A 13,175-nucleotide genomic window follows, 5' to 3' on the forward strand; every position below is an offset into this window, starting at 1 on the left:
TAGAGACCTGAGAGTACGTTTGTTTTTCTGAATTTTGAGGCTTGTTTTTTTTGTGAGAACAAAAAAAATAATGGAGGTAGTTTCGGGAGGAAGGAATTGCTATTTTAAAGTTTCATACTTTTGGATCTTTAATACTTATAAAAAATGAAAGCGTTTAAAATTTTAATAATGATTCTTGCTATTTCGGTTGCGTTATACGAGCAGGTATCAGCAGAAAAAAACATCTATATTATGGTAATTGCGATAGCAGTTTTCATGTATGGAATGATGCAGTTGAGTGCAAAAACACCGAGTAAAAATCAAGATAAAGAAGAGAAGGATGTTGACTAAAGGGGATAAGGTTTCAGTCTTAGACGAAGCTATAAACGGAACAGTTGTTTCAGTGAAAAATAAGGAGGTTTTGATTGAAACTGAAGATGGTTTTATGATGACATTTTTTGTCAATGAATTGCTTAAAGTGCAAGATTCCAGTAATTTAATGAATTCTATTAAAAGAATTGATTTAGATGAGATTTCAAAGGAAAAAACAGAGCCGAAACCAAGGAGTTTTGTGAAAGAAAAGAAAGATAAACGTGAAATTTCGGCTCCTGAATTTGATTTGCATATCGAAAAACTGGTACCAAACAAACGCGGAATGTCTAACTATGATATTCTCACCTTACAGACGGAAACGGCAAAAAGACATATTGAGTTTGCGATCAGAAACCGCATTCCGAAAATCGTTTTTATTCATGGTGTCGGCGAAGGAATTTTAAAAGCCGAACTTGACTTTTTGTTGGGACGTTATGACGGAATCGATTTTCAGGATGCCAATTATCAAAAATATGGCTTAGGAGCCACCGAAGTTTATTTTAGACAAAACCAGAAATAACATCTGATTTCGATAGAAGAATATTGAATTTAAAGCATAAAAAAACGTCCAATTTTCCTTCTGAATTCGTTATGAAATCAGTTTAGAAAACGGACGTTTTTTTGTAAGATTTTTTTAAGCCAATATTTGTCGTTTGAAAATAGTTTTTATGGTGTGGTTGAAATTTCAAGAACCCCAAAAGTGTATTCGTTTGGTAGCTTGAAACTACTGTTTCCTCTCTCGAATTTTACGCCTTTAAGAACAATAGTATGAAAGTAAGCGGTTCCAACAAGTTTTGTGGTGACTTCGATAGTTCCATTTACATTTTGTACACTGTTTCCTGCTATCCATGTTTCTTTCACAGTTGGAGTAGAAGGTAGGGGACTAGTACAAAAGTAGCCTGGAGGTAAAGAGCCGTCAATACCAAAAGTGCGTATTAAAACTTTATTTGTTGTAGCGCTTATTAAGCCGATTCTTGGTTGGGTTGTGACCTCATTTTTAATCAGCAGAGGATCTATGTTGTCGATTGTTAAAGCAGTTGATGCTGTTTGGTTATATACTAGGGTTTTGTTACCCGGACATTGTTTTAAGGGCCCCGTAAAAAGGGTACTTGGCGAATTGTAAGAGGTTTTAAAAAGACCAAATGAATATTCAGCCTCTACCTGTGGTCCTGAAGGTTTTAGGAAAGTAATGTTCTGGAAAACAAGGTTATGATTGTAGCCTGTAATTGTAGAGCTCCCGTCGGCGTTATCCGTTACAGCTGCCGTAGTGATATCCACGATTTTTCCGGCTGTGGCTTGCCATTCCTCAGTTACGCTTGGTGTTGTTGGGGGGATCGCGCCACAGATATTTGCAGTACCAACCAGACCATTATAGGCTCTATATACCACACGGGTTGTGGTGTTGTTGATATCATAAGATAAGGGTTTGCCTGCTAATGTTGCATCATTTATAAGAGTGTTATCAGGAAACTGAATCATTAATGATTCTTGTTTTTTAAGTTTGTATATAAGACCGTTTGTTTTATCATTACAGGTCTGAGCCGTAATAGTAGGGTCACTAAAATCAATTGTGTCTACCGTTAAATCGCCATCATCGCAGCCGTTTAATAAAAGCGCAAAGAAGAGAAGGCTTGCATATTTTTTCATCGTAATTTTATTTGAGGTCAAAAATAGTGAAAAATTTGTCAAATGATATTCAACATTTGACAATTGATATTTCATAACTTTGCGGCAATGAAAAAAGTATACCTCGATAACGCCTCTACAACCGCTATGCGTCCTGAAGTAATTCAGGAAATGACAAAAGTGATGACAGAAGATTTTGGTAATCCGTCTTCTACACACAGTTTTGGAAGAAATGGAAAGACTATTTTGGAGCTTTCCAGAAAAAGTATTGCCAAGCACTTAAATTGTACCGCACAGGAGATTATTTTTACTTCAGGAGGTACTGAAGCCGATAATTGGATTCTTCGTTCTGCGGTCGAAGATCTTAAAGCAGAGCGTATCATTACAACCAGAATCGAACATCATGCAGTGTTGCATACTGCAATGGTTTTAGAATCGGAGTATAAGGTTCAGGTCGATTATGTGAATATAGACCCTCATGGAAATATCGATTTAACACATTTGTCAAATTTATTAGCCGAAGAGAAAAAGACAATTGTTAGTTTGATGCATGTAAACAATGAAACCGGAGCTGTTTTAGATCTGGAAAGAGTTGGTGTAATCTGCAAGCAATACAATGCTTTGTTTCATTCGGATACCATTCAATCTGTTGGAAAAACGGAGATCGATTTGCAAAAAATCCCTGTTGATTTTATTGTGGCAAGCGCGCATAAATTCCACGGTCCAAAAGGGGTGGGTTTTGTTTTTGTTCGAAAGAATTCCGGATTGCAGCCTTTAATTTTTGGAGGAGAGCAGGAAAAAGGACTTCGTGCCGGTACGGAAGCGGTGCATCAGATTGCCGGAATGGCAAAAGCATTGATGCTTTCGTATGAGAATTTAGATCAGGAGAGAAGTTATATTACCGATTTAAAAATGTATTTGATTGATCAGCTCGAAATTTATTTTCCAGGCTTTAGAATCAATGGTAAAAAAGAGGATTTTTATAACATTATCAATATTATTTTGCCTTTTTCAGCCGACAAAACTTCAATGTTGTTGTTTAGTCTGGATATGAAAGGAATAGCAGTTTCAAGAGGTAGTGCTTGCCAGTCGGGTAGTGTAAAGCCCTCCCATGTTTTGAAAGAAATGCTTTCGGAGACGGATTTAAAATTACCAAATCTCCGAATTTCATTTAGTCATTTCAATACCAAAGAAGATATTGATTGGTTGATTGAGGGTTTAAAAGGTGTTTAAAGTTTCAGGTTTCAGGTTTCAAGTTCTACTTGAAACCTGAAACCTGAAACAAAAAAATTATTTACGAATCACTTTTACCTGCGAATCATTCGTTAGTTTTATAATGGTTGAAGGTTTTCCGGCAACTCTGTCGTGATAGAGGTTTACTACATAATCAACACCATTTACAATCTCGGGACTGATGTCTTTAAAGGCAATTGGAGTAGGTTGTCCTGAAATGTTGGCCGAAGTAGAAACCAGCGGCTTCTTCATTCGTTCTAATAGTTTGAAACAGAACGGCTCTTTTACCAGACGGATTCCAAGCGAATTATCTGCAGCGATAATGTTTGGAGCAACATTACGGGGTTCGTCTAATATTAAGGTAGTAGGTTTTTCGGATAAATCTAAAAGTTGCCAGGCTACTTCGGGGATGTTTTTGAATACATTGTACATCATTTTTTCCCCGTTCATCAATACAATCATGCTTTGTGTTTCAGCACGTTGTTTGAGTTTGTATATTTTGGCAACAGCCTCTGGATTTGTTGCGTCGCAGCCAATTCCCCACACCGTATCGGTAGGGTATAGAATGATTCCGCCTTCTTTTATGACTTCGTACGCTTTGATTATTTCTTCGTTCATATTACAAGTCAATTATTTTGTATGATGGGACTCCTTTGATTTTGAAGTTATGATGATACATGTAAAGATTGATTAGTCTTTCTGATATAAAACCAAAAATTCGGGCCTGATAAGCATCTTCCGGAATTGTAATTCGGGATTCTAGTTCAAACAGAATGGAAAAAAGCCAGGTGTAGTATGCATCAAATTTTTCTTTTGAACTAACCATCATATTTCCCATATGAAACAGAGTTCCTTCGTCGAGAAACTGAGTAATACTGTTTTTGTATTCCGGGTATTTTTCCAGAATGATCTGTTTGGTTAAATCCCAGTCCTCTTTTCTGTGTTCTTCACAGTAGTTGTCGGTCAAAGATCCTTTTTTGAACTTATAAGGACGGCATAGAATTACGTCGTACTCTGAAAGAAGAGAAGCTATTTTTTTCTCCAGTTTTTCAGAAGGTACGTTGTACAGTTTAGTGTTTTTGAAATCTTCGTTTTTGATTTTTTTCTGTGCCGAAGGTTTTAGATTGTACCAGTCGTTGTAAAAGTTAAGATATCTTCTGTAATGACAAATACCTACATAGTCTGCTTCTTTTTCATTTTTCCAAATCCAGTAAGCAGCTGTTAATTCACAATAATTACTGTTTTTGTTTCCGATATTGTCCTGTATGTTATCTCTCAGGATAGTAGCAGTGATTGGTTCGTTTGTTCCAACCTGAATTGGAACGAGAATATCATTGGATAATACCGGGTTTTCTTTATGAGTTACGATAAAAATCTTAATCATTTGTCAATTCTGTTTTAGATCGTTTTAAAGCTATGGCGATGATCTGGTGCATGTCGTAATACTTATATTCTGACAATCTTCCTCCAAATATTACATTCGTTTGTTCTAACGACAACTTTTTGTATTCTTCAAATAGCGTCTGGTTTTTAGCATCGTTTATCGGATAAAAAGCTTCATTAGAAGGATTCCATTCACAAGGGTATTCTTTTGTAATAACGGTTTTCTTCTGCTTGCCAAATTCAAAATGTTTGTGCTCAATTATTCGGGTAAAAGGATAGTCGGCATCATTGTAATTAATAACCGCATTTCCTTGAAAGTTATCCGTGTCAAGGGTTTCGTTTTCAAAACGCAGCGATCTGTATTCAAGAAGGCCTAATTTATAATCAAAATATTCGTCAATTTTTCCGGAGTAGACAATCTTATCAGCAAGTCCGTCAAATCTCGCCCGGTCTGAAAAATAATTGGTATTGGTGATTACTTCAATTCCGTCTAACAATTTTTCGATTAGTTTATTATAACCGCCAATCGGGATTCCTTGATAGGTATCGTTAAAATAGTTGTTGTCAAAAGTGAATCGAACCGGAAGTCTTTTTATGATAAAAGCAGGTAATTCAGTAGCTTTTCTTCCCCACTGTTTTTCGGTGTACTCCTTTATAAAATTGTCATAAATATCTTTCCCGACAAGGCTTAGTGCTTGTTCTTCCAGATTTTGTGGATTTTTTACTCCATAAGTAGCTACTTGCTCATCAATTTTGGCTTTGGCTTCCTGAGGAGTTTTGGTACCCCAAAGCTGATAAAAAGTATTCATATTAAAAGGCAAATTGTACATTTTACCTTTAGAGAGTGACATTGGAGAATTTGTGAAATTGTTAAACTCAACAAATTGATTCACATAATCCCATATCGCTTTATCGTTGGTGTGAAATATATGTGCGCCGTATTTATGAACATTAATTCCTTCGATATTTTCGCAATATACATTTCCTCCTATGTGTTCTCGTTTGTCAATTACCAGGCATTTTTTTCCTGCTTTTGTAGCTTCATGAGCGAACACACTACCATAGAGTCCTGATCCAATTATTAAATAGTCATATTGCTTTTTCATGATGCAAAAGTAGAGATTAATTAGTAAATTGCAACAAATTACAAAAGTAAAAATGACAGGAAAAATACAAGTAGGCTATCTGGTTTCGTATGATTATGAATTGTTAAAAACGTCACTTCCAACAGTGTATAATGAGGCAGATGCGGTTTTTATCGCCATTGATAAAAATAGAAATACTTGGAATGGCGGCAGCTTTACTATTGACGACTCTTTTTTTGAGTGGATTAAGGACTTTGATGTCGATAAGAAAGTAGTGGTTTATGAGGACGATTTTTATGTTCCGACATTGACTACAATGGAATGTGAAATTAGAGAGAGAAAAATGCTCGCCGAAAAAATGGGAATTGGAAATTGGATTGTCCAGGTAGATTGCGATGAATATTTTGTTGACTTTAAAAAGTTTGTTTCAGATCTAAGACGATACGATTCTTATTTAATTAATCCGGAAAAACATCCGATACAGATTTGTGCTTTTTGGGTGATGCTTTATAAGTATACCGATAAAGGTATTTTATATGTAGATAAACCACTAAAGGCTATTTTTGCTACAAACTATCCTAATTACAAAAGCGGAAGAAGAATTAAGGAACGTCAGATTTATACCAACAACATTGTTCTGCATGAATCGTTGTCAAGAACCGAAGAAGACTTACGTTTTAAGCTTGACAATTGGGGACATAATGTAGATGTAGACAAGGGGTTTTTGGACAAATGGCTTGTTGTAAATGAAAATAATTATAAAGATTATAAGGATTTTTACTATTTGCAGCCTAAAAGATGGAAGAAATTGGGATTCTTTTCAACTAAAAGTATTCCTCAGATAAAGGAGATTATTGAAAAAGAAAAAAGGCTGAACGTACCTAATTTTAAGCTTTATTTTAAAAATTTCGGTCAGTGGCTGAAATACACACTAAAGAAGAAAAAGGCATAAGTAACTTTTTGCTCTTAAGTAGGATTTAAGGATGGAAATATTCTCTGGTTTTTACTTTTAGAAGGAGGTTCAGAAACGATCAAAATTTTTCTACTGTCGATTTTAGCAGCAAATTTAATCTTAGAATAATTGATTTTTCTTAATTATAAGGTTATTTTTGCATCCTTGCGTTTAGTGCTTAAAATTGCGGAAAACAAGCTTTTTTTTTGGCTTTTCAAACAGGATCAAGTCCTTTTGGAAACTGGTAATAATTAATATCAAAGTTATATTTAATGATCTCAAAATTTAAATTTTCAACAGCAGTAAAAAGCTCCAGAAATATACTGTCTTTTATTAAAAACTTTAAGACTTCAGGCGAGTTGTTTGGAAATGGAGATCGTAATGTTATTAAATTATTTGATCTTGATGGAAAGACGATCAATATTAAATCATTCAAAATTCCGAATTTAATTAATAAAGTAGCCTATCGTTATTTTAGAAAATCAAAAGCGAGACGTTCGTATGAATATGCTACAATTTTATTAGAAAAAGGTATTGGGACTCCTCAGCCAATGGCATTTTTGGAGAACTTTAATCTTGTAGGTTTAAGGGACAGTTATTATGCGAGTGAACATCTGGTAACTGATTTAACGTACAGAGAGCTTGTAGAAATTCCGGATTATCCGGATCATGATAACATCCTGAGACAATTTACCCGATTTAGTTTTGATCTTCATGAAAAAGGGATTGAATTTTTAGATCATTCACCCGGAAATACTTTGATTAAAAAGAAACAGGACGGGAATTATGAATTCTTTCTGGTTGATTTGAACCGAATGGAATTTCACGAGTCAATGACTTTTGAAATGCGAATGAAAAACTTGTGTCGTTTGACTCCTGTAAAAGAAATGGTAGCGGTTATGAGTAATGAGTATGCCAAGTTTTATAAAGAATCGGAGCAAAAAACATTTGATACTTTATGGAAATATACAGCTGATTTTCAAGAGCAATTTTACAGAAAAAAACGTTTGAAAAAGAAACTTAAATTCTGGAAGAAGTAATTCGGGAAAGCTCTTTATAGCGAACAAAGACGCTGTAAGCGTTTAAATAACATATCGTAATTCCTTTTATTCCGTCTAAAAATCCCAGACGAACTAAAAATTGATATAAAAAAGTATAGATAGGATGGAAAATCATCAGTAAACGTGATGATTTCTGTCCTTTTTTTTGTTTTTCATTGGCCTTTAAAATCCCATAACTGTACATTTTTGCTTTGTAATCAGTATAAGAGGTATAAGAGAAATGAATGATTTTGTTTTTTAAAGTCGAAATAGGTCCTTTTACAATAAGTTTTTCGTGTACCATTCTGTCCTGATTATACCGGCAGTTTGTTTTATTAAAAAGTCTGAAAATCTTGTCGGTTTGCCAACCGCTAAAATTTAACTTTCTGTTTTTGAACATAAATGTTCTGTAAATCAAATAAGCACTTGCAGTATTTTCCTGATTAATGGTGGTTCTAATTTCCGATTTCAGGTCAGGAGTTAATCGTTCATCAGCATCAATAAATAATATCCACGAATTTTTTGCCTGATCAATCGCAAAATTGCGTTGAGAGGTATAGTTGACGAATTGGTTCTGGATTACCCGTACGTTTTTAAAAGACTCAATTATACTTAGCGTACGATCAGTACTGTAAGAATCGACGACAATGATTTCATCGGCAAAATCGATGTCTTCCAGCAGTGATTTTATGTGCTGTTCTTCGTTAAGCGTAATGATCAAAACGGATAACTTTTGCCTTTCAGTAGTATTCATCAGATTTAATTCTTGTACTCCTGAAAATAAGTAGCTAACTTTTCAAGCATTAAAGCTAAGGGATACTCATCGTAGTATTGAAAAGTATGGTCTTTTATATATTGTTCGGTATGCTGTTTGTATATTTCCGGTTTTAAATCTTTCAGGTGGATGGAGAAATTTTTGGCTTCATTTTCAAATATTTGCCAGGTTTCTTTTCTAACAGATGGTGTGAAGATAGAGAATGTTGGAATGTCAAGGGCCTTGGCCATGTTTACAGCTCCGCCTTCATTTCCGATCAACATTTCGCATTGCGAAAGTAAAGCTAGAAAAGGTCTTAATTCTGTGCAGTACAAATCAAAAACGATGTGTTTTTTGGTTTCGGCACTACAATGGTTGTATACTTCCAGAGCCTGTTCTTTTTGATCCGGAATATAATTGAAAATAATAGTAGCGTTGGTTTTGGCAACGGTGAAATCGATTATTTTAGCCATCCCCTCTAAAGGATAGGTTTTGTAAACTTCACTTCCTAAAATTCCAAACATAATTAATGGTTTTTCGCTATCAACCTGATAACTTTTGAGAAGGTTTTTGGCGTCATTAATTTCAGATTCTTTCAGGAATATCTTTGGTTTTACATTTGTAATCTTTTCAGAAATAAACGGTTTTAAAAGCATTAAACGATTTTCAATAGCTAATCCATGTTCAGATTCTACGGCGTCTAAACGCTCATAGGTGTAGTTGTAGAATGCTTTGGTGTACCATTTGCGATACGAAACTTTGTATTTTGCTCCCGAAAACAACGTAATTAAATTCGTTTCCAACTTAGAATAAACGTCAATAACGGCATCGTATTTATTGCGTCGGATTTGGAAAATAAATTTAAACAGAGAAGGAGTTGATTTTCGAACCTTATTCGACAAAGGGATAATGTTGTCAATATTCTTGTTTTCTTTTAGTACATCGACAGAATTAGGATAACACATGTAATCTATAACCGAATCCGGATATTTGGTTTTTAAGTTATTACAGATTATCGTGCTCGTTAATACATCTCCAATTCTTTTTTGCTGAATGACTAATATTCTCATTTATTTAAAATTCAATTTGTGCGCTAAATTAGTAATAATTTTGTGAAGTGTGCAAACGCACGATTAAGATAAGGTAACTAAAATAAAAAGCCGTATTTTTGCAAAAAAATAAAATACCCCCTTTCAAATGCAAATTAGTGGTCTTATTATTACTTTCAATGAAGAAAAAAACATTGGTAAATGCATTGATGCTTTGCTTAAGGTTTGTGACGAAGTGATCATAGTCGATTCATTTAGCAAGGATCGTACAGTTGAAATTGCGAAAGAAAAAGGCGCAATAGTTATCGAACAAGCTTTTTTGGGTGATGGTCCACAACGTACACATGGTTTGCCTTATTGCAAAAATGATTGGATTTTAAATCTTGATGCCGATGAATTTCTAGATAAAGATGCTGAAAAATTTATATTAGATAAAAAATATCTCGAAGGAAACTATGATGCTTTTAGTTTTAGAGTAAAAAACTTTTTAGCTGATAAACTTATTGATTTTTCGGGCTGGTATCCGGATCAAAAAGTACGTTTCTTCAATAAACAAACGGCACATCCTTCTGATTCTAAAGTACATCAGAAAATAATAACCCAAAATGAGAAAAAGGTCGCTGTACACATCTTGCACTACGGATGGGACTCTTTAGATCAGATTATTGCAAAGAAAAATCAATATTCCGGTTGGCATGCACAACAATTGTTCGATCAGGGAAGAAGAATAAATGCTCTTAAGCCGATTACGAATGGAGCAGTTGCGTTTATCAGATGCTACTTTTTTAAGAAGGGTATTTTTAATGGTGTAGACGGGTTGTCGATAGCTATGATTCAGAGTTTCTTTTCTTATATGAAATATGCTAAGCTTTTAAAACTTCAAAAGAAGCTAAAATAAAATTTGATAAAAACGGAGGTGCTAATCTCATTTACAGTACGGGTTTAATATACAAACCTGGTGCTTCAAGCTATGTTATTATTTGGTTTTTTGATTACAACAGATGTCAGATGTATTTTCTGCAAGGTGTTTGTTGCTTAATTTTGGCTCAGCAGGTGTTACTTTTGTAGTCTTTTTCTCTGGTTGTTAAGTGAATTGAGCTGATTTTATTTAACATTTATAAGGTTTTTTGTTTCATTTATTTTTTTTTGCTTAAAAATGTTTTTTTTGTGAAAAATAATACTATTAATGATAGCTTTGCTAAAAAAATAGAGAATGTCAAAGCTGCCAATTTTAATGTATCATAACGTTGTTGAAGATGAAGCGAAGTCTTTAAATCTAAGTGTTTCTGTAGCAAAGTTAGAAGCACAGTTTAAATTTTTACATGACAATAATTACACCACATTTCATTTTAAGGATTTAGAAAATTTAAAAGAACTTCCTTCAAAAAGCATTATAATCACTTTTGATGATGTTACCGAGTGCCAGTTGTTGTATGCGGTGCCTTTGCTTGAAAAATACCAATTAAAAGCTTCTTTCTTTATACCATTTTCTTTTGTTGGAAATTTTGATTACTGGATTGAAGGGAAAGAAAAAATCATGAGCGTCGAACAGTTAAAAGGTTTAGATACTACTCTTATTGAACTGGGGTATCATTCTTTTGAACATAAAAGATACAGTTCGTTGTCTAAGGAAGAATTGGAAGCTGATTTTATTAAGTCTAATAAATTTATACAAGACAATCAATTAGATATAAAACCTGTTCTGGCATATCCTTTTGGGAATTATGCTAAGAAAAATACCGAGTTTACCGTTTTTGAAAAAATCATGCGCGAAAATGGTATAAAATATGGTTTGCGAATAGGAAATAGAGTGAATAAATTCCCTTTTAAAAATAACTATTTGGTAAAAAGAATTGACATAAAAGGAGAAGATAGTTTGTTTAAATTTAAATTAAAATTGAAAATTGGAAAGCTTAAATTATTTTAAAATAGTATGAAAATTAGCGGGCTGGTAATAACGTATAATGAAGAAAAAAACATAGGTAAGTGCATTGATGCTCTGTTTAGAATTTGCGACGAAGTAATTGTTGTAGATTCTTTCAGTAAAGATAATACCGTAAAAATTGCAGAAGAAAAAGGGGCTAAAGTGATTCTGCAGTGTTTTTTAGGCGATGGTCCTCAGAGAATTCATGGGCTTTCTTATTGTAAAAATGATTGGATTCTAAATCTCGATGCCGATGAGATTTTGGCCGAAGATGCTGAGAAATTTATATTGTCAGGAAAATATGAAAATCAGGATTATGATGTTTATGCTTTTTGTTTGTATAATTATTTAGGGGATAAGCTGATTAATTTTGCTGGTTGGTACCCTGATAAAACTTCACGATTTTTTAACAAAAAAACAGCTTCTCCGTCAAAAGATTTCGTACATCAGAAGGTTTCAGGGAACAAAAAAGCACATGTGAAAGTTCATATTAATCATTATGCATGGGAGAATCTTGATCAATTCATTGCAAAGAAAAACCTGTATTCTACCTGGCATGCCCAACAACTTTTTGACCGGAATAAAAGAGTCAATAGTTTTAAGCCTGTATTGAATGGTACAGTATCCTTTTTCAGGTGTTATTTTTTTAAGAAAGGATTTTTACACGGGTTGGACGGTCTCACGTTTTCGATGATTCAGGGAGCTTCTTCTTATATGAAATATGCTAAGCTTTTAAAACTGCAAGAAAAGCATAAAAAAATAAAAGGAATAGAATAATAAAAAACGGAATGAGTAAAAAGCTCATTCCGTTTTTTATTATTTATAAGACTGTTGTCAATTAAACTGCGACATCGTATTCACGAAGCGCATTGTTTAAAGAAGTTTTCAAATCTGTTGATGGTTTACGGGTACCGATAATCAAGGCACATGGAACCTGAAACTCACCGGCAGCGAATTTTTTAGTATAGCTTCCAGGAATCACAACTGAACGTGCAGGAACAAAACCTTTCATCTCAACAGGTTCGTCACCAGTCACATCGATAATTTTTGTTGAAGCAGTCAAGCAAACATTAGCACCAAGAACAGCTTCTTTACCAACGTGAACACCTTCTACTACAATACAACGAGAACCAATAAAGGCACCATCTTCAATAATAACCGGAGCAGCCTGAAGCGGCTCTAGAACACCACCGATACCTACGCCTCCACTTAAGTGAACGTTTTTACCAATTTGCGCACAGCTTCCTACGGTTGCCCAAGTATCAACCATTGTACCTTCGTCAACATAAGCACCGATATTTACATAACTTGGCATCAAAATTACACCGCTCGAGATATATGCTCCGTAACGCGCTACAGCATTAGGTACTACACGAATTCCTTTTTCAGCATAACCACTTTTTAGCAACATTTTATCGTGATACTCGAAAATACCTGATTCCCATGTTTCCATTTTTTGAATTGGAAAATACATTACTACCGCTTTCTTAACCCATTCGTTTACCTGCCACTTGTCACCAACCGGTTCGGCGCAACGTAACTTTCCTGCGTCAATCAATTCAATAACGGCTCTGATAGCGTCAGTTGTAGTTGTTTCTTGTAATAAAGCTCTGTTCTCCCAAGCTTGTTCTATTATAGTCTGTAAAGAATTCATATGTTATAATTTTTGGCAAAGATAAGGTATTTACAGAAAAGCAGAAAAGTAAAACCTTTGTAAAATGTTACAGGTATAACTTTTTGTTTGTATTTTGATAAAATAAATAAGGCTTCGTAAAATT

General features: G+C 34.2%; 15 protein-coding genes. 8 read left to right on the forward strand and 7 right to left on the reverse strand.

Annotated features, from left to right (window positions below):
- Positions 1-144: 144 nt before the first annotated feature.
- Together AC3IS6_RS13580 and AC3IS6_RS13585 are read left to right on the forward strand one after the other, a co-directional pair.
- Positions 145-330 (forward strand): hypothetical protein, encoded by a 186-nt coding sequence (locus tag AC3IS6_RS13580; RefSeq protein WP_173966741.1) that lies wholly within the window; start codon positions 145-147, stop codon positions 328-330.
- Entirely contained in the window at positions 320-871 is a 552-nt protein-coding gene (locus AC3IS6_RS13585) for a DUF8465 domain-containing protein (protein ID WP_230000475.1), read from the forward strand. Before AC3IS6_RS13580 ends, AC3IS6_RS13585 begins: the two co-directional genes overlap by 11 nt.
- A 146-nt stretch (positions 872-1,017) precedes the next feature.
- Here AC3IS6_RS13585 and AC3IS6_RS13590 read toward each other — a convergent pair whose 3' ends face one another.
- On the reverse strand, positions 1,018-1,998 hold the full coding sequence (locus AC3IS6_RS13590; protein WP_489160080.1) for a hypothetical protein: 981 nt from the start codon (positions 1,996-1,998) through the stop codon (positions 1,018-1,020).
- A gap of 87 nt (positions 1,999-2,085) precedes the next feature.
- Between AC3IS6_RS13590 and AC3IS6_RS13595 the strand changes: the two genes are divergently transcribed.
- Positions 2,086-3,210, forward strand: a complete 1,125-nt coding sequence (locus AC3IS6_RS13595) for a cysteine desulfurase family protein (RefSeq protein ID WP_489160082.1) — start codon at positions 2,086-2,088, stop codon at positions 3,208-3,210.
- A 57-nt stretch (positions 3,211-3,267) separates the two neighbouring features.
- Here AC3IS6_RS13595 and AC3IS6_RS13600 read toward each other — a convergent pair whose 3' ends face one another.
- The 3 genes from AC3IS6_RS13600 to glf are packed head-to-tail and all read right to left on the reverse strand — an operon-like array spanning position 3,268 to position 5,699.
- Complete coding sequence (locus AC3IS6_RS13600; protein ID WP_173966737.1) at positions 3,268-3,828, reverse strand: L-threonylcarbamoyladenylate synthase; 561 nt, start codon at positions 3,826-3,828, stop codon at positions 3,268-3,270.
- A 1-nt stretch (position 3,829) separates the two neighbouring features.
- Positions 3,830-4,594: a DUF4422 domain-containing protein gene (locus tag AC3IS6_RS13605; RefSeq protein WP_489160084.1), complete on the reverse strand. Its 765-nt coding sequence runs from the start codon at positions 4,592-4,594 to the stop codon at positions 3,830-3,832.
- Positions 4,587-5,699, reverse strand: coding sequence for a UDP-galactopyranose mutase (gene glf, locus AC3IS6_RS13610; RefSeq protein WP_489160086.1), 1,113 nt, complete (start codon positions 5,697-5,699; stop codon positions 4,587-4,589). The genes AC3IS6_RS13605 and glf overlap by 8 nt, the downstream gene beginning before the upstream one ends.
- 52 nt (positions 5,700-5,751) lie before the next feature.
- Between glf and AC3IS6_RS13615 the strand changes: the two genes are divergently transcribed.
- Positions 5,752-6,630, forward strand: coding sequence for a hypothetical protein (locus tag AC3IS6_RS13615; RefSeq protein WP_489160087.1), 879 nt, complete (start codon positions 5,752-5,754; stop codon positions 6,628-6,630).
- A 272-nt stretch (positions 6,631-6,902) separates the two neighbouring features.
- Entirely contained in the window at positions 6,903-7,670 is a 768-nt protein-coding gene (locus tag AC3IS6_RS13620; RefSeq protein WP_489160089.1) for a Kdo domain containing protein, read from the forward strand.
- On the opposite strand, the gene AC3IS6_RS13625 is transcribed toward AC3IS6_RS13620, so the two are convergent.
- Together AC3IS6_RS13625 and AC3IS6_RS13630 are read right to left on the reverse strand one after the other, a co-directional pair.
- Positions 7,651-8,424: a glycosyltransferase family 2 protein gene (locus AC3IS6_RS13625; protein ID WP_489160091.1), complete on the reverse strand. Its 774-nt coding sequence runs from the start codon at positions 8,422-8,424 to the stop codon at positions 7,651-7,653. The two genes, AC3IS6_RS13620 and AC3IS6_RS13625, sit on opposite strands and share 20 nt — an antisense overlap.
- A gap of 5 nt (positions 8,425-8,429) precedes the next feature.
- Complete coding sequence (locus tag AC3IS6_RS13630) at positions 8,430-9,494, reverse strand: glycosyltransferase family 9 protein (RefSeq protein WP_489160093.1); 1,065 nt, start codon at positions 9,492-9,494, stop codon at positions 8,430-8,432.
- Positions 9,495-9,621: 127 nt separating this feature from the next.
- On the opposite strand from AC3IS6_RS13630, the gene AC3IS6_RS13635 reads away from it, so the two are divergent.
- The 3 genes from AC3IS6_RS13635 to AC3IS6_RS13645 all read left to right on the forward strand — a co-directional run bounded on the left by AC3IS6_RS13635 (position 9,622) and on the right by AC3IS6_RS13645 (position 12,174).
- The gene (locus AC3IS6_RS13635) at positions 9,622-10,371 is read left to right on the forward strand and encodes a glycosyltransferase family 2 protein (protein WP_489160095.1); all 750 of its coding nucleotides are present in this window, start codon (positions 9,622-9,624) and stop codon (positions 10,369-10,371) included.
- A 315-nt stretch (positions 10,372-10,686) separates the two neighbouring features.
- The gene (locus tag AC3IS6_RS13640; RefSeq protein ID WP_489160097.1) at positions 10,687-11,400 is read left to right on the forward strand and encodes a polysaccharide deacetylase family protein; all 714 of its coding nucleotides are present in this window, start codon (positions 10,687-10,689) and stop codon (positions 11,398-11,400) included.
- A gap of 6 nt (positions 11,401-11,406) precedes the next feature.
- Positions 11,407-12,174, forward strand: a complete 768-nt coding sequence (locus AC3IS6_RS13645) for a glycosyltransferase family 2 protein (protein WP_489160098.1) — start codon at positions 11,407-11,409, stop codon at positions 12,172-12,174.
- A gap of 61 nt (positions 12,175-12,235) precedes the next feature.
- Here the strand turns inward: AC3IS6_RS13645 and AC3IS6_RS13650 are convergent, their stop codons facing one another.
- A complete protein-coding gene (locus tag AC3IS6_RS13650) occupies positions 12,236-13,051 on the reverse strand; it encodes a 2,3,4,5-tetrahydropyridine-2,6-dicarboxylate N-succinyltransferase (RefSeq protein WP_489160100.1) in 816 nt (271 codons plus the stop codon).
- Positions 13,052-13,175: the final 124 nt, after the last annotated feature.

Source organism: Flavobacterium sp. KH_035 (genome assembly GCF_057839565.1).

Excerpts from the sequence above, each read along its gene's own strand:
- AC3IS6_RS13580 (WP_173966741.1), top strand. The coding sequence starts at position 145 with ATGAAAGCGTTTAAAATTTTAATAATGATTCTTGCTATTTCGGTTGCG.
- AC3IS6_RS13585 (WP_230000475.1), top strand. The coding sequence starts at position 320 with ATGTTGACTAAAGGGGATAAGGTTTCAGTCTTAGACGAAGCTATAAAC.
- AC3IS6_RS13590 (WP_489160080.1), bottom strand. The coding sequence starts at position 1,998 with ATGAAAAAATATGCAAGCCTTCTCTTCTTTGCGCTTTTATTAAACGGC.
- AC3IS6_RS13595 (WP_489160082.1), top strand. The coding sequence starts at position 2,086 with ATGAAAAAAGTATACCTCGATAACGCCTCTACAACCGCTATGCGTCCT.
- AC3IS6_RS13600 (WP_173966737.1), bottom strand. The coding sequence starts at position 3,828 with ATGAACGAAGAAATAATCAAAGCGTACGAAGTCATAAAAGAAGGCGGA.
- AC3IS6_RS13605 (WP_489160084.1), bottom strand. The coding sequence starts at position 4,594 with ATGATTAAGATTTTTATCGTAACTCATAAAGAAAACCCGGTATTATCC.
- glf (WP_489160086.1), bottom strand. The coding sequence starts at position 5,699 with ATGAAAAAGCAATATGACTATTTAATAATTGGATCAGGACTCTATGGT.
- AC3IS6_RS13615 (WP_489160087.1), top strand. The coding sequence starts at position 5,752 with ATGACAGGAAAAATACAAGTAGGCTATCTGGTTTCGTATGATTATGAA.
- AC3IS6_RS13620 (WP_489160089.1), top strand. The coding sequence starts at position 6,903 with ATGATCTCAAAATTTAAATTTTCAACAGCAGTAAAAAGCTCCAGAAAT.
- AC3IS6_RS13625 (WP_489160091.1), bottom strand. The coding sequence starts at position 8,424 with ATGAATACTACTGAAAGGCAAAAGTTATCCGTTTTGATCATTACGCTT.
- AC3IS6_RS13630 (WP_489160093.1), bottom strand. The coding sequence starts at position 9,494 with ATGAGAATATTAGTCATTCAGCAAAAAAGAATTGGAGATGTATTAACG.
- AC3IS6_RS13635 (WP_489160095.1), top strand. The coding sequence starts at position 9,622 with ATGCAAATTAGTGGTCTTATTATTACTTTCAATGAAGAAAAAAACATT.
- AC3IS6_RS13640 (WP_489160097.1), top strand. The coding sequence starts at position 10,687 with ATGTCAAAGCTGCCAATTTTAATGTATCATAACGTTGTTGAAGATGAA.
- AC3IS6_RS13645 (WP_489160098.1), top strand. The coding sequence starts at position 11,407 with ATGAAAATTAGCGGGCTGGTAATAACGTATAATGAAGAAAAAAACATA.
- AC3IS6_RS13650 (WP_489160100.1), bottom strand. The coding sequence starts at position 13,051 with ATGAATTCTTTACAGACTATAATAGAACAAGCTTGGGAGAACAGAGCT.